The sequence below is a fragment of the Streptomyces sp. NBC_00076 genome, from assembly GCF_045041235.1.
Taxonomy (GTDB): domain Bacteria; phylum Actinomycetota; class Actinomycetes; order Streptomycetales; family Streptomycetaceae; genus Streptomyces.
This window is the reverse complement of record NZ_CP108242.1, coordinates 10,394,455-10,418,755: the sequence shown is the minus strand read 5'-3', so window position 1 is coordinate 10,418,755 and position 24,301 is coordinate 10,394,455. Positions and strand designations below refer to the sequence as shown.

Here is a 24,301-nt window from a genome sequence, read left to right as displayed (position 1 = left end):
GAGCCAGTGGGCCCTGCGGTGAGCGCGGGTCAGGGGCGCAGCGGGCTGCACAACAGGGCCGCGGGGCCTGGCGTGCTCGCCAGGCGAGTGGTGAAGGCGATACCGGCGGCGTACTCGTCTGCGGCGCATTGGCCTTTGTAGTGGCCCTCGGCGAAGTCGCCGCCGACGCCGTCAGCGGGCCGGCTGTCGGACCGGTCGAACCAGACGGTCCGTCCGGTGAGGCCCGGTGAGGTGCGGGCGGGCGCGCACAGGGCCGCCGACACCCGGTCACCGCGGCGGCTGTAGCCGATGAGGAACTGCCCGGCCGGGCACTGGAACTTGGTGTAGCCGCCGGCCCAGTCACGGCCTGGGGGGACGTGGCGTTCGTCGGTGATCACCGTCTGTGCGTCGCCTGCGGCGCGCAGGTCGCCGACGGTCGTGTCGGTGCACAGGCCGCGGCCGCCGGTGTGGCTGAGGCCGATCAGCCGCAGGCCGTCGGGGCAGACGGCTTTGTAGGCCCCCGGATCCCAGTCGCCGCCGGCCCGTACCCGCAGGGACCGCACGCTGTCGCCGTGGTCGGCGGTGAGCATGCGCCAGACCGGCACCGGATCGATGTACCCGGTGCGGGTCGCGGACGTCATCAGGTGACCCCAGGCGGTGCCGCGCCAGTCGCCCTGGTCGAGGACGCCGTGTCGTCGCCCCGCGGTGTCGTAGCGCAGCAGGGCCCAGTCGTCGTGGCCCTCCCAGCCGACCAGGGGCCAGTAGGCGAAGTCGGCGTCATGGTCGGCGAAGTAGTCGGTGATGTTGCCGAACCAGGCGCGGGCGGCGGTGCCGGTCTCGTTGGCTCCGATGCCGAATTCGCTGATCCACACGGGCGCGGTGTAGTGCTGTCCCTCCGTGGTCACGAAGAAGGCCTGGTCGGCGAGGACTTGGGACAGCTGGTCGCGGGTCAGGTCCTGGTAACGGGGATCGTGGGTCTCGCCGATTCCGGTGGCACCACTGTGCCGGGGACCCGTGTAGCCGTAGAAGTGGGCCGAGTAGACCAGCTTGTGAGCGTTCATGAGGGTGTGCGAGAGCGTGCGCGCGGGCGTGAGGGTGGGCCGGTCGTGCGGCAGTCCGTCGACGGGCAGGCCGGTCCAGTTGATGCCCTCGAGGACGATGAGGAGTTCGGGGTTGGCCTCGGTGAGGATGCGGTCCGCGGCGAGTTGGGCGGCGGCGTACCAGTCGTGGTCGTCTCCGCTGCCCCAGTTGGGGTCGTCCAGGACGTCACGGCGTACCTCGTTGTAGAGATCCGCCCCCACGACACGGGAGTTGGTGGCGTACCGGCGGGCCATGAAGACCCAGTCGTCGGCCCACTGCTGGGTGGACTGACCGCTGTTCCACCGTTCGTTGCCGTCGATGCCGCAGCACCAACGGGTGCTGTTCGTATGGTTGTTGAGGACGACCGCGAACCCGTCCTGGGTGAGGGCGGCCACCACGGCGTCGTAGATCTGCAGAGGCGTTTTGCCGCGCAGCCGCGGGTTGGCCGCGACGGCGGCGTCCGGCGCGGGAGCTGTCGCGTGGATCATCTCGTTGGAGAACGGCAGCCGGATGCTGTTGATGCCTAGTTCCTGGAAGTCGGCGAGCAGCTCGGGCAGCGGGGCGCGGTCAAGGCCGAGGGGTATGCCGTAGGAGTTCTGGCCGGCGTGGTGGTTGGCGGAATCGGCGGTGCTGCCACTTCCTGCCCACGAGCCCTGCGCGCCGTCCCAGTTGGCCGACTTCAGGCGGAACCGGCGCCCCTGAGCATCGACGATGTACCGGCCCCGGGCGGACAACGGCGGCTGCCAGCTGTCCACAGCCGGCGAATTGGCCTGGGCCGGGGCCTCGGAGGCTGCGGGCTTCCCAGTGGCGGCAACAGTGGTCGGCGTTGTGGTCAGCAGCGCGAGAACCACGGCTGCTGTTGTCAGGTACTGGACAAGTCTGACGGTCGGCATCCGGTCCTCTGTGGCTGCGTGGTGGGGAGCGTGACGAGCAGTGGCTGCCAGCCTACGAAGGAACACCGGCCAGGTCGATGTCAGTTCTCGCCACCATGCTCCCTCTGACCCGGGCCATGCCGGATATCGCGCTGACTCGAAAGGCCCATTCCCTACAGGGAATTGTCGGTCTCCAGCGCGCCCCGCAGGATCTGGTCTGAATGGACCCGCGAGGGCTAGTGTCCTGCGCCAGTAGTTGATCGTTAGTAGTTGCGTGACTTCTGCTGCTGGTGCGTCAGTTCCTCGTCGGGGCCCGAAACTGGAACCGTTGCTGCTGTCTGATGACGAACGGGCGGTGTTGGAGCGGCGGGCGTCGTCGGCCCAGGCGCTGGCCCTGCGAGCGCGGATCGTGCTGGCGTGCGCGGGTGTGGAGGTGCCGCCGATCGTCGCAGTCGCCCGCGAGTTGCGGGTTGCCGCTGACACCGTCCGCAAGTGGCGGCGCCGGTTCCTCGCGGAGCGGCTCGACGGCCTGGTCGACGAGCCGCGGCCGGGCCGGCCACCCACCATCAGCGTCGATCAGGTGGAAGCGGTCGTGGTCACCACGCTGGAGGAGATTCCGAAGGACTCCACCCACTGGTCGCGAAGGTCGATGGCGGAGCACAGCGGCCTGTCGAAGTCGACCGTCGGCCGGATCTGGCGGAAGTTCCAGCTCAAGCCGCATCTGACGGACACGTTCAAGCTGTCGACGGACCCGCTGTTCGTGGAGAAGGTCTACGACGTCGTCGGGCTGTACTTCGACCCGCCCGAGGGAGCGGTGGTGCTGTCGGTGGACGAGAAGTCGCAGATCCAGGCCCTGGACCGGTCCCAGCCGGTGCTGCCGATAATGCCGGGAATGCCTGAGCGGCGCACCCACGACTACGTCCGCAACGGGCTGACTACCTTGTTCGCCGCGTTCGACGTCGCCACCGGCGAGGTCATCAGTGCTCTGCACCGCCGGCACCGGGCCGCGGAGTTCAAGAAGTTCCTGATCCGGATCGACAAGGAAGTGCCCGCGCACCTGGCGGTCCACCTGATCTGCGACAACTACGGCACCCACAAGACGCCCGCGATCAGGACATGGCTGGCCAAGCACCCACGCTTCCACATGCACTTCACACCCACCGGCTCCTCCTGGATCAACCAGGTCGAGCGGTGGTTCGGCTTCCTGGCCGACCAGAAGATCCGCCGCGGCGCACACAAAAACGTGCAGACCCTCGAGGCCGACATCCGCGCATGGGTCAAAGACTGGAACGAGGACCCAAGCCCTTCATCTGGACCAAGACCGCCGAAGAGATCCTCGATTCCCTCGCCCGCTTCTGCCAACGGATCTCCGGCGCAGGACACTAGCCTCGCGCTTTCACGTAGCGTGCTGTCCGAGGCTTGATCAAAAACACGGGAAGTGCCCCTGACCTGCAACGATAGGACTTGCTGAGGGTCCTGTTGGCTGCGAGGAAAGAAGCACTTCTCACGTGAAGAAGCGTATCGGGTCGTACCCGCATGTCCGTGTCGAGGTCGGCGGCCGCGGGGTGGTCTCCCAGGCAGGGGCCGTGCTTCGCGATCGCGCTGGGCGGGGACTGCCTCGCCGATGTGGGCATGCTGCGGGCGGAGCCGGCCGTGTTCGGGCCGGTGGCCTCCGACCCGAAGGTCTCCCGCCTGATCGGCCGACTGGCCGCAGGAGGGCAGAGGGTTCTGGCCGCGCTGCGCATGGCCCGGGCCGAAGTACGCGAACATGTCTGGAAGTTGGCCGGTGATGCGGCGCCGGACGCGGACGGGCAGGTGATCGTGGACATCGACGGGGTCCTCGTCCTGGCGCACTCCGAGAAGCAGGACGCCGCTGCGACCTGGAAGAAGACATTCGGGCATCACCCGCTGATGGGGTTCGTCGACCACGGCCGGGGCCGGCCCGGCGAGCCGGTCGTGGGCCTGCTGCGGCCCGGCAACGCGGGGTTGCAACACCGCCGCGGACCACATCGAAGCCACGACGCTGGCCCTGGCCCAGCTGCCGAAACGGTTGTGGCGGGGACGTCAGACACTGATCCGCACCGACTCCGGCGGCGGCACCCATGAGTTCGTCGCCTGGCTCACTCGGCGCGGCAGGTGGCTGTCGTACTCGGTCGGCATGACCATCACCGACGCCATCCATCAGGCCGTCCTCAAGGTGTCGGCCTCGGCCTGGACGCCGGCCGTCGAACCCGACGGCGACATCCGCGACGGCGCCTGGGGCGCCGAACTCGGCGGCGACTGCCTGACCGGCTGGCCCACAGGGATGCGGCTGGTCGTCCGCAAGGAACGGCGGTATGTCGGCGCCGGGACTGCCACCCCTGCAGGAACACGCAGATCGGTACGATCATGAGGCTGCGGGTCAGCTTGACTACGACGGCATATGTCCCGGCCGGCGTCCCGTATGTGTAGGCGGCGGCCACGACCGATGATATGTCGTTGACTGCGGTGCCGCTCCACAATCCGAATGCCTGCTGGGACAGCCCGAGCAGGTGGCCGAGGGACGGATACAGCAGGACAGCGGCGATGTTGAACGTGAAGATGGCGCCCATCGCGTACGCGACACGGGCTTCCGTCGCCTTCACGACGGAGGTGACCGCGGCGATCGCCGAGGCTCCGCAGATCCCCGTCCCCACGCCGATCAGCAGCCGGGACTCCGGATGGATGCCCAGCAGGCGGCCGACGAACCAGGCGCCGCTCAACGCCACCGCCAAGGTGCCCAGCATGACCGGTCGCGAACCGGCCCCCACTTGCAGCACTTCGCTACCGGTGGCTGCGATGAACTCGGCGCCGCGGCGGGGACCCTCACAGGTACGGCGGCAATCGGATCAGGCGCTCAGGTTCTCGAATAGGACCATCCCGGCCGCGGTGTTCGACGCGGGCACATGGTACGTCTCGTGCACGCGGCGGATCCGCGGGCCCAGGGCGCCGCGCATGATTAGCCACATGATGAGTTCGATGCCCTCGGAGCCGGCCTCGCGGATGTAGTCCTCGCGGGTCAGCGAGGCCAGCTTCTCCGGGTCGTGCTCGATCGCGTCGAGGAACATCCGATCGAATTCCTGGTTGATCAGCCCCGCGCGGGCGCCCGCGAGCTGGTGGGACATGCCGCCGGTGCCGAAGACCGCGACCTTGAGGTCCTCGGGGTAGGCGCGGATCGCCTCGCCCAGCGCTCGGCCGAGGGCCAGGCACCTCGCGGCGGTCGGCTGCGGGTACTGGATGACGTTGACGAGGAGGGGGACCACCATGCATGGCCAGCGTTCCCCGGGGTCGGGGCAGTACACCGACAGGGGCACCGTCAGGCCGTGGTCGACGTCGAGCTCCTGGTAGACGGTGAGGTCGAAAGAGGCGTCGATCAGGCTTTTGACGAGGTGGTCGGAGAACTCCGGGGCGCCGTAGACGGTTGGCACGGGGCGGCTGCCCCAGCCCTCGTCGGCCACCTGGTACGACGGGGCCGAGCCGATCGCGAAGGTCGGCGTGACGCTCAGATCCAGGGCGTTGGCGTGGTCGTTGTAGACGACGACCGCGACATCCGGGGTGTGCCGGGCCATCCACTCGCGCGCCGGCCCATACCCGTCGAACAGCGGCTTCCAATACGAGTCCTGGGTCTTCTCGCGGTCCATGGCCGCACCGATGGACGGTACGTGCGAGGTGGCCAGTCCCCACATCACCTCAGCCAAAGCTCCGCCCTCCCGCTTTCAGCGCTTCCGCGAACTCCTCGGTGGTCATGCCGGTGAAGACCCCGCCGAGGTACTGCATGGACTTCTGGTCGACCATGGCGAGTTTGAAGACGTAGAAGATGGAGCCGCCCAGCTCCATCATCCGGTTCCAGTCCCGCTCCAAAAGCGCGTCCCGCTGCTCGGCCGTCAGGCCGTACGTCTCGCAGTACGCGGGCTCGTCGGCCTTGAACCTCGCCCGGTTTCCGGCGTACTTGAGCGACCCGCAGAGCTGGTTCAGGGCCCGTCCGCGGCGGTTCTCGGCGGCGTCGAAGACGTAGGTGCCGGGGACCTGGGGTGTGCTGCTGGACATGCCGTTCCTCTCCTCTCCCGTGGGGTTGCCGGTCAGTGCAGGAGTCCGCCGCCGTCGCAGACGAGCGTCTGGCCGGTGACCATGACCGCGTCCGGTGAGGCGAGGAAGGAGACGAGCCCGGCGAAGTGCTCCGGGGTGACGTACTCCTTGATCGCCTGTCGGCTCATGGTCTCGGCGAAGACCTCGTCGCCGGAGTGCGCCCGGGTGCCCGGGGTGGCCACCTGAGCGGGCGCCACCGCGTTCACCGTGATCCGGTGCTCGCCCAGTTCCCGTGCCATCACCCGGGTCATCCCGATGAGCGCGCCCTTGCCGGCCACGTAGGCGATCTGCCCCGGTGCCCCGGTGAAGAAGGTGCGGGACGCGACATTGATGACCCGCCCGCGGTGCGGGCTGGTGCGCAGCCACGGCACGCACGCCTGCACCATGAGCAGCGGGCCGACGGCGTTGACGGCGAAGAAGCGGTGCAGTTCTTCGGGGGACGCCTCCAGCAGCGGCGCACGGCCGGACAGCAGGCCGGCGTTGTTGACCAGTACGTCGATGCTGCCACTGCCGTACGCCTCGTTGATCTCCTCCACGGCTCGACGGATCGCGGCTCGGTCACTGACATCGCAGCGCCACGGCCGCACACCGGCCATGCCACCGGTGCCTTCCGGTTCGGCTATGTCGAGTGCGGCGACCGTGAATCCGTCCGCGGCCAGTCTGCGGGCGATGGCCCGCCCCAGGCCGCCGGCGGCGCCCGTGACGATCGCGACCCGAGGGCTGTCCCGGCCGGTCATGGTGCCTTCTCCTGCGGATGGGTGGCCAGCGCCTCCACGGTGATGTCCATCCACTTCCACATCGGCAGGGAGACCAGCGCGTCGTGCAGCTCCGCCGGATCGGCCGCCTCGTACAGGCCGATCGTGGCGTTGCGGCCCGGAACCCGCCACAGCCGCTTGAGGACGCCTGCCTCCCGCAGTTCCATGGCCCGTTCGCGCTCGCCATCGCGCAGGGCCTCGCGGACGCCGTCGGGGGTGTCCGGGGGCAGGGTGTTCTCGGTGCGGACGAGGAATTCCATGGAACGTCCCTTCACTGGTCAGGTTGCCGCGATCTCCAGGAACAGTTCGGCAAGTCGATCCGGAGCCGTGACCATCGCCTCGTGTCCGGTGGCGATCTCGTGGACCGGCCAGCCGCGGGCGGCGGCCCGCTCGGCGTGCGGGGTGAACACCCGCATCCAGTCGGTGCATTCGACGAAGACACCGGGGACCTGGTCCGCCTTGCCGGTGAGCCGCAACGGCTCGGTGTACGTCAGCCACGGGTGTGGGGTCAGCCGCGGGCCGAGCCAGTCGAGGTCCGCCTGTTCCGTGACGCCGAGCACACTCAGTGAGCGCACCGGGACGAGCCAGCCGAAGCCGGGTCCGGACACGGACTCCCGGTAGTGCCCGGCGATGCGGTCGGGCAGCAGGTCGATCGCCGCGTCCCCGTCGTCGCCGACGAAGGCGTCGAGGTGGACCCGTTTCGCCAGCCGGTCCGGAATCCGGTCCGCGAGGCCGGTGACGACCTGGCCGGCGTAACTGTGCCCGACGAGCACGACGTCCCGCAGGTCATGGGCTTCGATCAGCGCCGCGATGTCCTGGATGTGCGTGGTGAGTCCGACCTGGGGAGTGAGGAGATGGGCGCGATCGCTCACCCCGGTCAGCGTGGGGGCGTACGCCTCGTGCCCAGCCGCGCGCAACAGCGGTGCCACGCGCTGCCATACCCAGCCGCCGTGCCAGGCTCCGTGGAGCAGTACGAAGACGTGGCGGCCGCTCATACGGACGCCCGGGGCCGCGTGCCGCCACCCTGCTGTTCACGGGCGAGCATCTTCGCCACCGCGCGACGCCCGCGTAGTGCGGCGAGGTCGGACTTGATGCTGGACTCGGCGGTGCCGCCCGGATCGGTGGCGTACATGACCTCCTGCGCCTCAAGGGCGTCGACGTCCTCCTGCATCACCGCGAGCTGCTGCTCGTGCTGGAACTTCGTGAGCTCCTCGTCGTCGATGAGGTAGTCGCGGCCCAGCGCGTAGAAGTCGTGTGTCACGTTGCCGCGTCCCGGCGTCATCCCGTACAGCACCTTCATGTGGAAGCCCTGCGGTTCCTCGGTGCCGGTGGCCGCGACGCGGATGTTGAGGACGAAGATGCCCGGAGGGTAGAAGTCGCCGTCCTGCCAGCGGTCCACCGGAGAGGTCAGTCCGCAGGATTTCCGATAGAACGGCGGCGCCTCGATGCCGATCATGTGACGGCTGAAGCTGACCCGGTCGCCGTCCACGGTCACGTCGATGGGGGTCGCGGCGACGGCGGCGTTGCCGATGCTCGTCGGGTGCAGGAACGTCTCGTGGGTGAGGTCGAGCAGGTTTTCCAGCAGCAACTGGTGCCGGGCCTTCAGCGGGACCACACCGTGGACATGGGTCCAGTTCGGGTCGGTGAGCCAGGAGGTGTCGGGCAGCAGGCTCTCGTCGGCCAGTCCCGGATCACCGGGCCAGATCCAGATCGCGCCGTTCCGCTCGACCAGCGGGAACCGGCGCAGTGCCGCCTTGGGCCGGTCGGCCTGCTCGGCGACCCCGACGCACACGCCCTGACCGTCGAAGCGGTAGCCGTGGTAGTCACACTGGAGGACGCCCTCGTCGTCGAGGTGGCCCAGGGACAGCGGGTACTTGCGGTGGGGGCAGCGGTCTTCGACGGCGGTGACGGTGCTGTCGGGAAGCCGGTAGAAGCAGACCGGGAGGTCCGTGATCCAGCGCTGCTCGAGTGTCCGGCCGATCTCGTCGGACCAGGCTCCCAGGTACCAGCCGTTGCGTACTTGCTGTGTCAGCATGGCGGGTCTTTCCTTTCATAGGTCCAGTCAGAGATCCAGGACGAGGCGTCCGCTCCTCGCGCGGGAGACGCAGATGAGCATCGTGTCGTTCGCGGCCCGTTCGTCTTCGGTGAGCAGTGAGTCGCGGTGGTCGACCTCGCCCTCCAGGACGGCGGTCTCGCACGAGCCGCAGATGCCCTCCTCACAGGAGGACAGGACCGGGACGCCCGCTTGTTCCACAGCCTTGAGGACCGACAGCTCCGGAGGCACGGTCAGCGTCACCCCGGACGCCCGCAGCTCCATCTCGAACGGCTGCTGCCCGGCCTCACTCTCGGTGGGGGACTGCCTGTCGGCCGCGGCGAACCGCTCGACGTTCAGCGTCCCGGTCGGCCACGTGGCGCAGTACTCCTCGACCGCGTCGATGAGGCCCGCGGGGCCGCAGCAGTACACCAGGGTGGGCGGGTCGGGATCGCCGAGGAAGGAGGTGAGGTCGAGCAGCCCGTGCTCGTCCTGCGGGCACACGGTCACGCGGTCGCCGTAGCGCTCCAGTTCGGGCAGGAAAGCCATGGACGTGCGGGTGCGGCCACCGTAGAGCAGGGACCACTCGGCTCCGGCGGCCTCGGCCTCGGCGATCATCGGGAGCAGCGGGGTGATGCCGATGCCGCCGCCGACGAACAGGTAATTCGGCGTGGTGTGCAGGGGGAAGTTGTTGCGGGGACCGCGCACCCTGAGTTCGCTGCCCTCGTGGACGTTGTCGTGGATCCACTGGGAACCGCCGCGCCCGTCGGGCTCCCGCAGCACCGCGATGCGCCAGCGGGCCGTGTCCTTGGCCGGGCCGCACAGCGAGTACTGGCGGGTGACACCCGTGGGCAGGACGACGTCGATGTGTGCCCCCGGCTGCCAGGATGGCAGCGGTCCGTCGTCACCGAAGCGCGGTGCGAGCTCAAGTGACACGACATCGTCGGCCACCGTCTGGCGGGTCAGTACGGTGACGGTGCCCTCGAACTCGCCGCCGCGCCGCGCCGCGACGGGTGCTCCGGCTCCGGTGTAAGCGAGGGTGCGCGTGTCCGGGGCGGCGGCTGATGGGCTCGTCACGTTCGTCATCTCCTCGGCACGGTCGGTCGGGGACCGCTTCGGCCGCGGACCGGCGGCCGTAACTGACGCTAGCCAACGGGGAACGTGCAGGTCATCGCTCGAATGACCGGACCGGGGCGGCGTATGGTCGTGGCACGGACTACGTCATCCGTCGCGCGTACCGGCATCCCGTCCGGGCCGTGGCGCCTGGTCGAGGTGGATCCGCACCTGGCGGTCCGCGCTCCAGAGGGCTTCCACCACGGCGTGCAGCCGCTGGGCGTCGACGCGCCACATCGGTGCGCCGTAGCGGTCGTCGCGCGTGATGCCGCCCTCGGGGACGCCAGCGGCCAGCAGGCTCCGGTGATCGGGCGTCCGGGCGGTCTCCTCCGTCTCGTCCGCGTAGTCCACGTAGAGGGACGTGTCGCGGAACGGAACCCAGATGTGCGTGGTGCCGCGGGCACCGGTCCCGTGCGGCGCCGTCATGCCAGCACGCCGGTCGTCTGCGGATAGAGACGTACGTATGCCTCGGCCATAGTCCCGTGCGAAAGGCCGAGGTTGGGGCCGGCGTTGCGCTTCAGCTGCACGCCGCGCCGCTTGGCGAGGTCGGTGTAGTAGTCCCACATGTGCTGCTGTGCGGCCAGGCACTCCATCGCCTTGCGCTTCTTGTCGAAGACCGAGGTGATGTCCAGCAGCACGTTCGGCTTGAAGTCGCACTGCTCGGGTTGGTGCGGCTCGAAGAAGAACACCGGGGGAGCGCCGAGCGGTTCGCCGGGAGCGTCGTAGCCGACCGCCTGGGCGAGCACGCGTGCCTGGAGCGCCATGCGGGCGGCGGCCGGGTGGTCGCCGTTGTAGGGGTCGGTGAGGGTGTGGGTGAGGACGACCGCGGGGTTCACCTCCCGGTAGACGCGCACGATGCGGTCCACCAACTCCGGGGTCTCCAGCAGCGGGTAGTCCCCGGCGTCCAGGAACTCGATCTCCGCGCCCAGCGTCGCTGCCGCGTTCGAGGCCTCCGTGCGGCGGAGCTCCTTGATCTCGTCGAGGCGCAGGCCGTCCCGCCAGGCCCGGGCGGACTCGCCGCGCTCGCCGAAGCTCAGGCACAGCACCTTCGCACGCTGACCGCGTTCGGCGGCCGCGGCGATGGCGCCGCCGGCCCGCCAGACGAAGTCGCCGGCGTGTGCGCTGACGACCAGCAGCGCGCCTTCGGGCGCAGTGGGGGCGTCGAGGGTCATGAGGACTCCTGGGGGATCGAGAGAGAGGGACGCATCGACCGGGGCCACGCACCTCCGTTGCCTCAGTGCGGCTTTCACAGAAGGAGTGCGGGATGAAAGCGATCAAAAGTGCAGATGTCACCATATCGTCAACTTAATTGTTGACAATAGTGCTGATACCAGTGATTCTCCTGACAACAGCCCTGGAACAGCCCGGAGTAGACATGCCGAACCGCCCTGTGGTCGTCCGGAACATCGCCCGTCCCGCCGCCGACGTCATCGCCCGGCTCGCGCAGGCGGGGGTGTCCACCGTCCACGAGGCCATCGGCCGTCGTGGCTTCGCGGGAACCGGTCTGCGGCCGAACCAGCAGAACGTGCGCATAGCCGGCCCGGTGGTGACGGTCAGCTCCCACCCGGGGGACAACCTGATGATCCACGCGGCCGTCGAGGTCTGCCGACCCGGCGACATCCTCGTGGTGACGACCACATCGCCGTCCACGGACGGCATGTTCGGCGAACTGCTGGCGACCTCCCTCGCCGCCCGCGGCGTCATCGGCCTGATCACGGCGGCAGGTGTGCGCGACACCGCCGAGCTGCGGGAGATGGGCTTCCACGTCTGGGCCCGGTCGGTGTCCGCCCAGGGCACGGTGAAGGCGTCCCCGGGCTCGGTCAACGTGCCCGTGACGCTCGGCGGAGTGTCCGTCCGCCCCGGCGACGTCGTCGTCGCCGACGACGACGGCGTGGTCGTGGTGCCCCTGGAGGAGGCGGCGGAGGCGGCGGAGCTCGCCGAGAAGCGGATCGCCAAGGAGGCCACCACCCGGAAGGTCCTGCGTTCCGGGACGCTGGGCGTCGACTACTACGGACTGCGCGCCAGGCTCGCCGAACTGGGCGTCACCTATCAGGACTGACTGCACCTCTTCTCGCCCTGAACCTGTGGTGGATGGTGACTGCACACCGTGAGCACTTCTGCTGGACCCGACATCACCGGTGCGATCCGGGCCGCGCTGCTGCGCGGTGACTACGTGCCGCGACAGCGCCTGATCGAGGCGGACCTCTGCGAACAATTCGGCGCCAGCCGCTCCGGGGTGCGGTCGGCGCTCCAGCAGCTGGCGGCGGAAGGGCTGGTCGAGATGCAGAGCAACCGCGGCGCGAGCGTCCGGGAGATCACCTTCGCCGAGGCGGTCGAGGTGACGGAGGTACGCATGGTTCTGGAAGGTCTGATCGCCGCTCGTGCGGCGGAGCGGGTCAGCCCCGCGCAGGCCGAGGAGCTGCGCGGGATCGGCGCGGACATGGCACAGGCGGTCGCCGACGGCGAACTGATGGCGTACAGCGACCTCAACGCCCGTCTCCACCGCCGTGTGCGCGACATCGCCGGCCACGAGACCGCCAAGCAAGTCGTCGAACGACTGCGGGCCCAGATGGTCCGGCACCAGTTCATGCTCTCCCTGGTGCCGGGGCGGGCTCGCCTGTCGATGCCCCAGCACCAGCGGATCATCGCGGCGATCCTCGCCGGGGACCCGGTGGAGGCCGAAGCGGCCATGCGGGACCACATGGGCAGTGTGGTGGAGGCGCTGCGGGCGCTCGAAGCACGCCGGAACCGCGTGAGCTGAGGCACGGTGAGGCGGCAGGACACGATGTGCCCTGCCGGTGTCCCCCTCAAGCGCTCCTCCCGACTCGGCTGTCACGTTCCGTCGCCCGCGCCGGCCTCCTGTGCCGTCTTCCTGGCCCAGGCGACTTCCAGCTTCCCGGTCGGGGTGCGTGGCAGGGAGTCCGTCAGGACGACGGAACGCGGCACCTTGTAGCCGGCGAGGCCGCGCCGGACCCAGCCGCGCAGTTCCTCGCCGGTGACCGTCGCGCCGGGCGGGACCGCCACGACGGCTGCCACCCGTTCTCCCCAGGTCTCGTCGGGGACTCCGACGACGACGCAGTCCCTCACGGCGGGGTGTGAGAGCAGGACGTTCTCGACCTCCTGCGGATGCACCTTCTCCCCGCCGGTGTTGATCACGCCCGAGCCGCGACCGAGGAACCGGATCGCGCCGTCGGCCTCGATCGTGGCGAGATCGCCGGGGATCGAGTACCGCACCCCGTCGATGGTGCGGAACGTCGTCGCACTCTTCGCGGTGTCCTTGTAGTAGCCGAGCGGCATGGGCCCGCAGTAGGCGAGGTTCCCCACCTCGTCACTGCCGGGTTCGACGAACCGGTCATCGGGGCCGACCACTCGTGTCGCGGGCACGGGGAAGAAGCGGGCGGGCAGGTCCCGTACCGACGAGGTGATCGCGAAGGCGAAGGGACCGCCCTCACTGGACGCGATGGCGTCGATGACGGTGACGTCGGCACGCTCGTGCAGCGCCCTCTTGAGTGAGTCGCTGAGCGCGGTGCCGGAGCTGAGGATCCTGCGCACACAGCGCAGGTCGTGCGGCGTCCCGGTCTCTTCCGCGTGCACGAGTTCGTCGACGAGTGGCCGGCACACGGCGTTGCCCGCGACGATGACCGTCTCGACCCGCTGCTCGGCGACAGTGCTCCAGACGTGCTTCGGAGCGAGGCCGCCCCGCCGCGCGGTGACTGCCCGGCCGCCTACCATCAGGGCGCCCATCGTGTTGAACAGTCCGGTGGCGTGGATGAGCGGCACGACGGGCATGAGGGTCGGGGCGTGGCCTTCGCCGTACGCCTTGACCGCGATGTCGGCGGCTTCTTCGAGCGTCGCGGGAAGTTCGGGGACACCGATCGGATGGAAGATCGGGACCAGCGGGGAGTGCAGCAGATCGCTCTGCCGCCACACCACGCCCTTCGGCCTGCCCGTGGTTCCGCCTGTGTACATGAAGAGCCGGTCGGAGCCGGGCCGCGGCTGCGGCTCGCGCGGTGCGTGCGCCGCCAGCAGCGCCTCCAGCTCCGGCACTGCGGGCCCGGCCGGGCCGTCGGCCGGCGGATCGCTCACCCGGACGAGCAGCTTCAGCGTGCGTACGTGCCCGGCGGCGTGGGTGACCCGGTCCGCCAGGGCGCCGCTGAAGACGAGCGCGGCCGCGTCGGCGTCGGTGAGGAGTTCGGAAAGCTCCTCACCGGTGTAGCGGTAGTTGGCGTTCACCGGCACGGCGCCGAGCTTGAAGGCGGCGAAGACCGTCTCCAGGTAGGCGGCACCGTTGAACAGGTAGCAGGCCACGGTGTCGCCTTCGCGCACCCCGGCCACGTCCAGCGCGGCGGCCAGTCGTGACGCGCGCTCGTCGAACTCCCGGTAGGTGGTGTCACGTCCGGGCTCGCTGATGGCGACGGCATCGGGCAGAGCCCGGCAGACCGCCTCCCAGATCGTCCCGATGGACACGTCCATACCTCAGACCTCCTCGTCCCTCTAGGCACGGGCAGACCGCGACGGCCGGGCACACAGGCCGGGGGCGCCCCGTGGATGTCCCGCAGGAGTAGCGCTCCACCGGACGTTGCTTCCTCAAGGTAGGCGGGACGCGCGTCCGGGGAACGCGCGCAATGACTCGACCGGCTCGGCGCTTCGACCGGGTCGTGAACGGGTCGAATGACGTAGGCCCCGTACGATCCGCCGGGCTACGATGCTCGGACCGACCGCGGGGCACCTCCCGTCCGCTCACCAGCCAACGCGTTCTCCCGGCGCGTCGCGTGTCCGGCACCCGCGACCGCAGGGCCCCGTTGCCTGTCGATCACGACGATGACGAGGAGATCGGTCATGTCCGCATCGCCGCTCGTGGGCTGGGACGACGTCGCCGCCGTCGCGCCGGACGGCCTGGCGGTCCTGGACCGCGAGGGCCAGTTCGTCCGCCTGAACCCGGCGGGGGCCGCGATGTGCGGTGCGCGCGAGGAGTCCGACCTGCTCGGTACGCCGTCTCCGTTCGCGCTCGCGGAGGGGGACTGCACATGCCCGACAGGGCTGCTGGAGGAGCGGTCGCAAGAGCGGGTGGCCCACTGGGTGCCCGCCTCGGGAGCCCGGCGCGAGTTCGCCTATCGGGCCCGCGCCCTGCCGGACAGCCGGTACACGGTCGTGTCGTTCCGCGACATGACCGCCGCATGGCACCGGCAGCGCCGGATCGCGGCGATCGCCCAGACGTCGATCGCTCTGGCTTCGGAGGGCTCGCTCGGCTCGACCCTGGACGCCGTGGCACGCCAGATCGTCCAGGCCGACGGCCTGGCCGGCGTGCAGATCCTCATCCTGGACAGCACCGGCCGGGAACTGCGGCTGATGGGCTCGGCGGGGCTGCGGCACTGGGACGCGTTCCTCGACCGGCTGCTGGAGTGCCGCGACCGGGGCGCCCAGCTGTGCATGCTGGACACGCTGCGGGAGCGCAAACCGATCGTCGTCCCACACCGGTGGGCCCAGATTCGTGCGGATGCTGCCTGGGAGCCGCTGCACGCCTACCTCGGCGAGCTCAACTGGGACTCCTTCGTCAGCGTTCCGTTGATGGCACGCGGCCGGCCCGAAGGCGTGCTCAACGCCTACTTCGCGCCCGGGCAGGAGATCGGCGGCGGGACCCTGGAGTTCCTGGCCGCCATGGCGGAGCAGGCCGCACTCGCCGTCGACTACGCCACGCTGCTGCAGCGCGAGCGTGAGGGGGCCCGCAGGAACGAGCGCCAGCGCCTCGCCCGCGACCTGCACGACTCGATCGTCCAGCAGGTGTTCTCCATCGGCATGCAGGCCAATGCCGCAGGAGTACTGGGGGCGCGCGGCGGGCCGCTTCCGGCGGAGGCCGTGCGGAAGTTCGCGGACGAGGTCGGGGCCCTGTCGCAGACCGTCCTCGCCGACCTCAGGGCGATGGTGCACGAACTCCGTCCGCCCTCCTCCACCCGGCTCGGCCTGGAGGACGCGGTGACCGCGCTCGTCAAGAGCACCGAGAACCGAACGGGCCTCGGCATCCGGCTGCTGTACGGAGTGGACCTGGACGCGGTCGCGCCGGACCTGGCCGAGGACATGTACCGGATCCTCGCGGAGGCCATCCACAACGTGGTCAAGCACGCGGAGGCCACCACCGTCACCATCCGCCTCGGCGTTCGCGACCACACCCTGACCGCGAGCGTCCGTGACGACGGTCGCGGGCTCGCGGAATCCGGTGGGCGCTCGGCCGCGCCGGAGGGGGAGGGCGGCCGGACGCCCGGCACGGCCTGGGACCACGGCTACGGACTGACGACCATGCGGGAAAGGGCGGAGCGATGGGGCGGCACCATGAGGATCAGATCCGGGAAGAGCGGTACGGCCGTACGGGTCGTCATACCCCTCCCTGTACGGGTGCCGGAGCCGCAGCCCACGGATCCGGAGGACCCTGGGAGCACCCCGGCGGCGGTGCCGCTCCGCGAGACACGGGACTCCGCCCGATCCGGGTCCTGATCGTCGACGACCACGCCGTCGTACGCCGCGGAATCCGCGCCTATCTCGAGGTCCTGGACGACATGGAGGTCGCCGCGGAGGCCGCCGACGGGCAGGAGGCGCTCACCAGACTGGACGCGATGGCTGCGCACCTCGAACTGCCGGACGTGGTGCTGATGGACCTGCTCATGCCCAGGATGGACGGAGCGACGGCCATCGGGGCGATCAAGCAGCGCCACCCCGACGTCAGGGTCGTGGTGCTCACCAGCTTCGGCGAGATGGAACGCGTCCACGCCGCGCTCGCGCAGGGAGCTGCCGGATACCTGCTGAAGGACGCCGAAGCCGGCGAAGTGGTCGCCGCCATCCGCGCCGCCGCCCGGGGCGAGGTCTTCCTCGACCCCGCAGTCGCCAGGGGACTCACCCAGGAGATCATCTCACCGCCGACCGGGCTCGCCGCTCTCACCAGCCGGGAACGCGACGTTCTCGTCCTCGTCGCCGAGGGCCGGTCCAACCAGCAGATCGCCGACGAACTGGTGATCAGCGAGCGCACCGCCCGCACCCACGTCAGCAACGTACTGCGCAAACTCCGCCTCACCTCTCGCACACAGGCCGCCCTGTTCGCCGTACGGCAAGGGCTGGTCCCGCCGCGCGGCTGACCGCGACAGATGTCCTGGACGGTGCAGGACACGGGTCCGCCGCAGGTGCCGTCATCGGCGGGATCCTCGCGGAAACGCAGTCGGGGACGGCTCGCAGGAGTGGGAACGTCGAGTAGACCGGGCCACCACTCGCCGTGGAACTCTGGCGTGAGGAGGGCGGATTCAACTGCTCGGATTCACCTGCCCAGCCCGCCTCTCCACCGCATCGTGGGGAAGAACTCATCCACACCGTGGATGGGCCGGATACGGTATTCGGATCGCGCTGAGGGTGGCGGTGCGGTCCCCGGCGGCCCATAGTCGTCGCTACCCGCACGCCGCTGTCCGGACCAGCCGCCGACGTGCGGTCGTCCACAGCATGCCGTGCGCCATCGGCGCCCAAGAAGGCAGGCATGCCCGCACTCGTACGCCGTTCCCTGGAGTCGCCATGCCCGGTTCCGTGTCCCCGACCCCGTCCTCCGCCGCGGTCGACGACGGTGCTCCGTCACCCGTCGCTGTCTCGGGTCCGGCGCATCTGCTGCGCCTGATCCTGCTGATGGCGGGCAGCTGTCTGCCGATCCTGGGTGCGGTGCTGATCGCCCCGGTGCTGCCGAGGATGCAGGACCACTTCGCCTCGACGCCGGGGGCGAAGGCGTTGGTGCCCCTCGCATTGACCGTTCCGGCGCTGTCGCTGGCACTGCTGGCCCCGTTCGCCGGGGTGATCGTGGACCGGCTCGGCCGCAAGCGCCTGCTGATCATGGCGACCGTCCTGTACGCCGTGTTCGGAACGGCGCCGCTCTGGCTGGACTCGCTGGGCTCGATCATCGCCAGCCGCGCCCTGGTCGGTGTCGCCGAGGCCGCCATCATGACCTGCTGCACCACCCTGATCGGCGACTACTACAGCGGTCAGCAGCGGGTGAAGTACCTGGCGCTGCAGGCCGTGTGTACCTCCGCGTCGGCCACCGCCTTCTTCGTGGTCGGCGGCGCCGTCGGCGCGGCGGGCTGGCGCGTGCCCTTCTGGATCTACGCCGTGAGCCTGGTGATCGCCCCGCTGATGGTCGCCGCTCTGCCCAACCCTGCGGCCCGCGCGGCCACCCACGAGGCCCCGGCCGTGGCCATGCCCGGTCGTCCGTTCCCCTGGCGGCCGCTGGCGGGGATCTGCGCCCTCACCTTCTTCGGAGCGATGGTCTTCTACACGGTCCCGGTGGAGATGGCGTACCTGCTCGACGACCTCGGTGTGGAAGACCCCGGCGTCATCGGTCTGGCCACGGCGATCGCGAGTGCCGCCACCGTGGCCGGAGCGCTCGTGTTCGCCCGGCTGAAGCGCTCCCCGGACGTGACGCTGCCCGCGGTCTTCGCGGTCTGTGGCGCCGGTTTCGGGGTGATGTTCCTCGCCGGCAGCGCCCCCCTGCTGGTCGTCGGGGCGGTGGTCAACTGCCTGGGCACGGGCGTGCTGCTGCCCGCCCTCCTCACCAGTGCCATGTCACGCCTGGCGTTCGAGGACCGCGGCCGCGGTACGGGGCTGTGGACGTCGGCCTTCTTCGGCGGTGCGTTCGTATGCCCGCTGGTGCTGCTCGCCCTGGGGCCGGCGGTCGGCGGTCTCGCGGGTGCGGTGGGCCTGCTCGGCGCGGCCGCCGCGGTGGTCGCGGCGGGGCTGTGGGGCGCCCTGCGCCGCGCGGGGGCCGCCCATCCCCGGCCGCTGCCGAAACAGCCGGCCTGAGGCCGCGGAGCTGGCGAGCCGGAACATAGACGACGATGGCCCGGCCCTCGTCCCGCATCGCATGCCGGCCTCGCCGTCGTACCGGACGCACCGGGCGGCGGCGAGGCCCACATGTGCCGAACACCTGGCGGGTTTCCGGTCCGGGATCACAGCAGGCCCGGCGCCCGCCCCGGGCCCTGTACGACGGACACGCCGTCGTCGGGGCCGTGGCCCTCCAGCGTCGCGCCCACCTCCCTCGCCTTCTGCCGCAGCCAGATGTGGCCCGCGTCCTGGGTGTGCACCGGGTGCCACCACATCGCCTCCTGCACCGGCACGGCCTCGAACGGGCAGGGCAGGACCCGCACGGCGGCGGAGCGGACCGCTTTGCGGGCAAGGCGCTCCTGGATCATCGCGATCCGGCGGGTGCCCTCGACCATGTGGGGCAGCAACTGGAAGTTCTGGACGGAGACCTCCACCAGGGGGCTGACGCCGAGCATGCTCAGCTGGCGGGCGGCCGGGGCGTCGTAGGGGCGCTGGTAGACGGCCCAGGGCAGACGGGCCAGCTGGTCGAGCGTGAGTTCGTGGCCGATCTCGGGGTGGTCGTCGGCGACCATGCACAGCCAGCGGTCCTGGTGGAGGTCGACGTAGGGAAAGCCGTCGATGACGCCGTGCGGCATCAGCAGTCCGTCGACGGTGCTCAGCAGGGCGGCGGTGTTCTCCTCGACGGAGGGCGCCGGGTGCTGGAAGGTGAGCCGGATACCGGGTGCCTCGTGATGCAGGACGCGGGCGAGCGCGGCACCGAACACGGCCGCGCCGTAGTCGGCGGCGAGCAGGGTGAACTCGCGGGTCTCAGTGGTCGGGTCGAAGTCGGCCTGGCTGGAGAAGACGCGCTCCAGGAGGTCGCAAGCGGTGGCGCTGCGGTCCCGCAGGGCCACACCGAGTGGTGTCAGCTCGTAGCTGTTGCCCGTGCGGGCGAGCAGTTCGTCGTCGAAGTGGCGGCGCAGCCGGGACAGCGCAGCGCTCATCGCGGGCTGGCTCAGTCCGATGCGCTCGCCGGCCCGGGTGACGTTGCGCTCCTCCAGCAGCGCGCGCAGGGCGAGTACCAGGTTGAGGTCGAGTCGGGACAGGTTCACCGGGCACCGCCTATGCGAGGGAAAGTCATCCACGGCATGGATTTGACACATCCACAAGATTGATTTCCGTGATTCGCCGATGGGGGTCACAGTAGACCGAAACCAGCAGGGAGGAAATCTGATGGCAACGCTCGCGCAACCTGCCGGCCCGTTCGGGCTCGGCACGTTCTCCGCTCCGCACGGGGTGCCGTTCCCCGGTCTCCTGGCCAGGGACCGGGTACTCGACCTGGGCGGAGCCCTGGACTGGGCACCCTCCGGACTGCGAGCCGTACTGGAACGGTGGGAGGAGACCCTCCCCGTCCTGCACTCCCTGGCGGATGACGACACCCTCGACTGGCGGCCGCTGGACGGCCTTCATGTGCACGCCCCCCTGGAGCCCCGTCAGATCTTCCAGTCCGGTGCCAACTACCGCCAGCACGTGATCGACCTGGAGGTCGCCCACCGCTCTCCCGACGACCCGCGCACTGTCGAGGAGGCCCGTGCGGAGATCGCCGCGATCATGGACCGCCGGGCCGCCGAGGACCTGCCGTACGTCTTCATCGGCCTGCCCAGCACCATCACGGGCCCGTACGACGACGTCGTACTCCCCTCCTGGGCGAAGAAGCCGGACTGGGAGCTGGAGCTGGCGGCCGTCATCGCCAGGCCCGCCTACCGGGTCTCCGTCGAGGAGGCCCTGGAGTACGTCGCCGGCTACACCATCGCCAACGACCTCACCGACCGCGCCACCGTCTTCCGCCGGGACATGCCCGCCATCGGCACCGACTGGCTGCGCTGCAAGAACGCCCCGGGCTTCACCCCGCTCGGGCCCTGGATCGTCCCCGCAGAGTCCATCGCCGACCCGGGTGACCTGCGGGTCACGCTGAAGCTGAACGGCGAGACCATGCAGGACGAGTCCACCAAGGACATGCTCTTCGGCGTCGCGCGGCTGGTGTCGTACATATCCCAGACCTCCCGGCTCCTGCCCGGCGACCTGGTGCTGACCGGCAGCCCGGCCGGCAACGGCATCCACTGGGGACGGCTGCTGCGCGACGGCGACGTCATGGAGGGCTCCATCACCGGGCTGGGCATGCAGCGCACCCGCTGTGTGGAGGAGACGCCATGAGCCTGGACCGCCGCGACCCGGAGGGCGCGATCGCCGAGGCCGCCAAGGCGTACTCCAACTGGGGGCGCTGGGGTGAGGACGACGTGCTCGGCACGCTGAACTTCCTCGACGAGGCCAAGCGGCGCGAAGGCGCGGCGCTGGTGCGCCGGGGTGTGAGCTTCTCGCTTTCGCAGCGGTTCGACATGAACGGCCCGCAGAAGGGCTGGCGCCGGCGGACCAACCCGGTGCACACCATGCTCGACACCGGCACCGACGCCGCCCTCGGCAATCAGGGCTTCCCGCACGGTATCGGCGGCGCGGACGACGTGATCGCGATGCCGTTGCAGTGCTCCACCCAGTGGGACGGCCTCGGGCACATCTTCGATCACGGCAAGGCGTGGAACGGACGCGACGCCGAGAAGGTCGTCACCTCCGCCGGCGACCTGGTCACCGGGATCGAACACATGGCCCCGTACGTGGCCGGTCGCGGCGTCCTGCTGGACGTGGCCCGGGCCATCGGTGACGACGACGGCGAACCGGAGCTGCCCGACGGTTTCGCGATCACCGAGGAGCACCTGACCGCGACCGCCGAGGCCCACGGCGTGAGCATCGGCCGCGGCGACATCGTGCTCGTCCGCACCGGGCGCCTCGCCCGCGCCCGGCGTGACGGCTGGGGCGACTACGCGGGCGGCCCCGCGCCAGGCCTGTCGTTCACCACCGCCGGATGGCTGCACCGCAGCGAGATCGCCGCGATCGCCACCGACACCTGGGGTTTCGAGGTCCGCCCCAACGAGTTCGACAACGCTTTCCAGCCGCTGCACCAGGTCGTCATCCCCAACATGGGCCTGCTGATCGGCGAGATGTGGGACCTCGACGCCCTCGCCGCGGACTGCGCCGACGACGGCGTGTACGAGTTCTGGCTCACCGCCGCGCCCCTGCCCATCACCGGCGCCGTCGGCTCCCCCGTGAACCCCGTCGCCGTCAAGTAGCCCGAGCGGCCCGCTCAGCCCTCGGCCGCCGGACGCGTCCCTCCCCGGACAGCGACGGCGCATCCGGTCCGTCCCTCGCACCATCCCCGGCCCGCTTTCCCAGCAGGCGACAGCCGCACCCCCGCCGCCCGAAGCCGCGCGGCCCAACCCCGGGAGGTATCCCCGACATGGCTGACAGCTTCCCCCTCCCCCCGCCTCCGGCTGGGGGCGACCCCATCGTCCTGGTCATCGGCGGAGGCACCTCCGGAAACGCCCTGACCGTCCTGCTGCGCCGGGCCGGGATCGCCGTCGACCTCGTCGAGGCGAGCCCCGACTGGAAGGCCTCCGCCGGCTCCGGAATCACCCTTCAGGGCAACGCGCTGCGCGTGCTGCGCGAGGTCGGAGTCCTCGAAGGGATCGAGAAGGACGGATACGCCGCCGACGGCCTCGCGGTCCTCGCCCCCGACGGCACCGTGCTGCACGCCCACGAGGAACTGCGCACCGGCGGCGACGACCTGCCCTCTCACATCGGTATGCAGCGCCCCAGGCTCCAGCAGCTCCTCATCGACCAGGTGCGCGCCTCGGGCGCCGATGTCCACCTGGGCACCACTGCCACAGCCTTCCAGCAGGACGGCGAGGGCGTGGACGTGACCTTCTCGAACGGCACGAGCCGGCGGTACGACCTGGTGGTCGGCGCCGACGGGCTGCACTCCGCCACCCGCTCCATGATCGGCATCACCGATGAGCCCCAGCCCACCGGCATGGGTATCTGGCGTGCCCCCGCGCCCCGCCCGGCCGGTGTCCGCCGCACCGAGATGATCTACGGCGGCCGCTGTTTCATCGCCGGTTACTGCCCGACCAGCCAGGACACGGTCTACACCTACCTCGTCGAACCGGCCCGCGACCGGGCCTCACTGGACCCGGACGCCTACGCCGACGAGATGCGGGCGCTCAGCGAGGGCTACGGCGGCGTGTGGGAGGAGCTCCGCGCCGCATTCACCGACCCGAAGGCCGTCAACTACACGTGGTTCGACCGGCATCTGGTGGAGGGCCCGTGGCACCGCGGCCGGGTCGTGCTCCTCGGGGACGCCGCCCACGCCTGCCCGCCCACCTTCGCCCAGGGCGCCGCGATGTCCCTGGAGGACGCCCAGGTCCTCGCCGACCTGCTGACCGGCCGGGACACCTGGGACGACCAGCTCCTCACCGACTACCACGCCCGACGGCTGCCCCGTGTACGCATGGTCGTCGACGCCTCCGTCCAGCTCGCCCAGTGGCTGCTCGACGGGGTGCGCGACGCGGACGTACCCGGGCTGATGCACCGCACCCTGAGCGCGCTGAAGGAACTCCCGTGACCGACCTGACTGACCCTGTGCCCATACCGACGATCGACATCCACGCCCACCTCCTGCTTTCGGAGGTGGAGGAGGCCGTCGCCGGTCAGCCCGGTCTCACCGAGGCCCAGGGCCTGGATGCCCGCCGCAACGGGCCGGCGGCCCGCGCCGTGAACGGGCCCATGGTGGGCGCGCGCGTGCCCAGGCTGACGGACGTGGCCGCGCGCCTGGCGGCCATGGACGCGGCCGGCGTGGACGTGCAGCTGGTGAGCCCCTCGCCGTCCCACTACCACTACTGGGCCGCGCCCCCACTGGCCGAGCGGGTGTGCCGGCTGGCCAACCAGGGCACGGCCGCACACTGCGCCAAGGCCCCCGACCGACTGCACGGCCTGGGGCTGGCCCCCCTCCAGCACCCCGACCTCGCCGTCGCCCTGCTCGACGACGCCCTGAACCAGGGCCTGAGGGGTGTGGAGATCTCCTCGCACGCGCCCGGCCCGGACGGAACACGGGCGGTGGAACTCTGCGACCCGCGGCTCACACCATTGTGGGCGCGGGCGGAGGAGACGGGCGCCCTCATCTTCCTGCACCCCTTCGGCTGCACGCTCGACGAGCGCCTCGACCAGTGGTACCTGTCCAACACCGTCGGCCAGCCCACCGAGAACGCCGTCGCCCTCTCCCACCTGATCTTCTCCGGCGTGCTGGACCGCCATCCGGGCCTGAAGCTGATCGCGGCGCACGGCGGCGGCTACCTCCCCACCCACATCGGCCGCTCCGACCACGCCTGGGGCGTCCGCCCCGACGCCCGGGACTGCGCCCGTGAGCCAAGCAGCTACCTGAAGCAGCTGTACTTCGACTCCCTCGTCCACGACCCGCACGTACTGCGGGAGCTGGTACGGGCCGCCGGGCCCGACCGGGTCCTGCTCGGCTCCGACTACCCCTTCGACATGGGCACCGAGGACCCGCTGGGCGCGCTGCGCGCCGCCGGCCTGCCCGACGCCGACTTCCACGCCATCCGCGGCAAAAACGCCGCCGCACTGCTCGACCTCGCCTGAGA

21 protein-coding genes and 3 pseudogenes are annotated in these 24,301 nt (G+C 70.5%); 11 read left to right on the top strand and 13 right to left on the bottom strand.

Going from position 1 to position 24,301, the window contains the following annotated elements:
- Positions 1-29: 29 nt before the first annotated feature.
- Entirely contained in the window at positions 30-1,952 is a 1,923-nt protein-coding gene (locus OHA64_RS46495) for a glycoside hydrolase family 5 protein (RefSeq protein WP_405623348.1), read from the bottom strand.
- Between the two features lie 253 nt (positions 1,953-2,205).
- Between OHA64_RS46495 and OHA64_RS46490 the strand changes: the two are divergent.
- Positions 2,206-3,317 (top strand): annotated as a pseudogene (locus OHA64_RS46490) (IS630 family transposase).
- A gap of 122 nt (positions 3,318-3,439) precedes the next feature.
- A pseudogene (locus tag OHA64_RS46485) lies at positions 3,440-4,278 on the top strand (transposase); the annotation flags it as partial.
- 49 nt (positions 4,279-4,327) lie between these two features.
- Here OHA64_RS46485 and OHA64_RS46480 read toward each other — a convergent pair.
- From OHA64_RS46480 to OHA64_RS46435, 10 genes and pseudogenes are all read right to left on the bottom strand, one after another.
- Positions 4,328-4,696: pseudogene (locus tag OHA64_RS46480) on the bottom strand (YeiH family protein); the annotation flags it as partial.
- A 102-nt stretch (positions 4,697-4,798) separates the two neighbouring features.
- Positions 4,799-5,638 (bottom strand): class III extradiol dioxygenase subunit beta, encoded by an 840-nt coding sequence (locus tag OHA64_RS46475; protein WP_405624402.1) that lies wholly within the window; start codon positions 5,636-5,638, stop codon positions 4,799-4,801.
- A gap of 1 nt (position 5,639) precedes the next feature.
- Positions 5,640-5,996 carry a protocatechuate 4,5-dioxygenase subunit alpha gene (gene ligA, locus OHA64_RS46470; protein WP_405623346.1) on the bottom strand — a complete coding sequence of 119 codons (357 nt, stop codon included), beginning with the start codon at positions 5,994-5,996 and terminating at the stop codon, positions 5,640-5,642.
- 32 nt (positions 5,997-6,028) lie between these two features.
- Positions 6,029-6,772: an SDR family NAD(P)-dependent oxidoreductase gene (locus OHA64_RS46465; RefSeq protein ID WP_405623344.1), complete on the bottom strand. Its 744-nt coding sequence runs from the start codon at positions 6,770-6,772 to the stop codon at positions 6,029-6,031.
- Positions 6,769-7,050, bottom strand: coding sequence for a muconolactone Delta-isomerase family protein (locus OHA64_RS46460; RefSeq protein ID WP_405623342.1), 282 nt, complete (start codon positions 7,048-7,050; stop codon positions 6,769-6,771). Before OHA64_RS46460 ends, OHA64_RS46465 begins: the two co-directional genes overlap by 4 nt.
- An 18-nt stretch (positions 7,051-7,068) precedes the next feature.
- A complete protein-coding gene (locus OHA64_RS46455) occupies positions 7,069-7,785 on the bottom strand; it encodes an alpha/beta hydrolase (RefSeq protein ID WP_405623341.1) in 717 nt (238 codons plus the stop codon).
- On the bottom strand, positions 7,782-8,825 hold the full coding sequence (locus OHA64_RS46450) for a Rieske 2Fe-2S domain-containing protein (RefSeq protein WP_405623340.1): 1,044 nt from the start codon (positions 8,823-8,825) through the stop codon (positions 7,782-7,784). Before OHA64_RS46450 ends, OHA64_RS46455 begins: the two co-directional genes overlap by 4 nt.
- Before the next feature lie 27 nt (positions 8,826-8,852).
- Complete coding sequence (locus OHA64_RS46445; RefSeq protein WP_405623339.1) at positions 8,853-9,899, bottom strand: PDR/VanB family oxidoreductase; 1,047 nt, start codon at positions 9,897-9,899, stop codon at positions 8,853-8,855.
- A 144-nt stretch (positions 9,900-10,043) separates the two neighbouring features.
- A complete protein-coding gene (locus OHA64_RS46440; RefSeq protein WP_405623338.1) occupies positions 10,044-10,361 on the bottom strand; it encodes a hypothetical protein in 318 nt (105 codons plus the stop codon).
- The gene (locus tag OHA64_RS46435) at positions 10,358-11,107 is read right to left on the bottom strand and encodes a PIG-L deacetylase family protein (protein ID WP_405623337.1); all 750 of its coding nucleotides are present in this window, start codon (positions 11,105-11,107) and stop codon (positions 10,358-10,360) included. Before OHA64_RS46435 ends, OHA64_RS46440 begins: the two co-directional genes overlap by 4 nt.
- 203 nt (positions 11,108-11,310) lie before the next feature.
- Here OHA64_RS46435 and OHA64_RS46430 point away from each other — a divergent pair, with 203 nt between their 5' ends.
- Positions 11,311-11,994 (top strand): 4-carboxy-4-hydroxy-2-oxoadipate aldolase/oxaloacetate decarboxylase, encoded by a 684-nt coding sequence (locus tag OHA64_RS46430; RefSeq protein WP_405623336.1) that lies wholly within the window; start codon positions 11,311-11,313, stop codon positions 11,992-11,994.
- Between the two features lie 48 nt (positions 11,995-12,042).
- On the top strand, positions 12,043-12,696 hold the full coding sequence (locus OHA64_RS46425; RefSeq protein ID WP_405623335.1) for a GntR family transcriptional regulator: 654 nt from the start codon (positions 12,043-12,045) through the stop codon (positions 12,694-12,696).
- Positions 12,697-12,767: 71 nt separating this feature from the next.
- Here the strand turns inward: OHA64_RS46425 and OHA64_RS46420 are convergent, their stop codons facing one another.
- Positions 12,768-14,408, bottom strand: coding sequence for an AMP-binding protein (locus tag OHA64_RS46420; protein WP_405623332.1), 1,641 nt, complete (start codon positions 14,406-14,408; stop codon positions 12,768-12,770).
- A gap of 366 nt (positions 14,409-14,774) precedes the next feature.
- Here OHA64_RS46420 and OHA64_RS46415 point away from each other — a divergent pair, with 366 nt between their 5' ends.
- From OHA64_RS46415 to OHA64_RS46405, 3 genes are all read left to right on the top strand, one after another.
- The gene (locus OHA64_RS46415) at positions 14,775-16,424 is read left to right on the top strand and encodes a histidine kinase (RefSeq protein ID WP_405623330.1); all 1,650 of its coding nucleotides are present in this window, start codon (positions 14,775-14,777) and stop codon (positions 16,422-16,424) included.
- Complete coding sequence (locus OHA64_RS46410) at positions 16,412-17,059, top strand: response regulator (RefSeq protein WP_405624400.1); 648 nt, start codon at positions 16,412-16,414, stop codon at positions 17,057-17,059. The genes OHA64_RS46415 and OHA64_RS46410 overlap by 13 nt, the downstream gene beginning before the upstream one ends.
- A 424-nt stretch (positions 17,060-17,483) precedes the next feature.
- Positions 17,484-18,755, top strand: coding sequence for an MFS transporter (locus OHA64_RS46405; protein ID WP_405623328.1), 1,272 nt, complete (start codon positions 17,484-17,486; stop codon positions 18,753-18,755).
- A gap of 146 nt (positions 18,756-18,901) precedes the next feature.
- Here OHA64_RS46405 and OHA64_RS46400 read toward each other — a convergent pair whose 3' ends face one another.
- Positions 18,902-19,867, bottom strand: a complete 966-nt coding sequence (locus tag OHA64_RS46400) for a LysR family transcriptional regulator (protein ID WP_405623327.1) — start codon at positions 19,865-19,867, stop codon at positions 18,902-18,904.
- Positions 19,868-19,988: 121 nt separating this feature from the next.
- Here OHA64_RS46400 and OHA64_RS46395 point away from each other — a divergent pair, with 121 nt between their 5' ends.
- From OHA64_RS46395 to OHA64_RS46380, 4 genes are all read left to right on the top strand, one after another.
- The gene (locus OHA64_RS46395; protein WP_405623325.1) at positions 19,989-20,969 is read left to right on the top strand and encodes a fumarylacetoacetate hydrolase family protein; all 981 of its coding nucleotides are present in this window, start codon (positions 19,989-19,991) and stop codon (positions 20,967-20,969) included.
- Positions 20,966-21,937: a cyclase family protein gene (locus OHA64_RS46390; RefSeq protein WP_405623323.1), complete on the top strand. Its 972-nt coding sequence runs from the start codon at positions 20,966-20,968 to the stop codon at positions 21,935-21,937. The genes OHA64_RS46395 and OHA64_RS46390 overlap by 4 nt, the downstream gene beginning before the upstream one ends.
- A gap of 167 nt (positions 21,938-22,104) precedes the next feature.
- Positions 22,105-23,268, top strand: a complete 1,164-nt coding sequence (locus OHA64_RS46385; protein ID WP_405623322.1) for an FAD-dependent oxidoreductase — start codon at positions 22,105-22,107, stop codon at positions 23,266-23,268.
- Positions 23,265-24,299, top strand: coding sequence for an amidohydrolase family protein (locus tag OHA64_RS46380; RefSeq protein ID WP_405623321.1), 1,035 nt, complete (start codon positions 23,265-23,267; stop codon positions 24,297-24,299). The genes OHA64_RS46385 and OHA64_RS46380 overlap by 4 nt, the downstream gene beginning before the upstream one ends.
- Positions 24,300-24,301 lie beyond the last annotated feature (2 nt).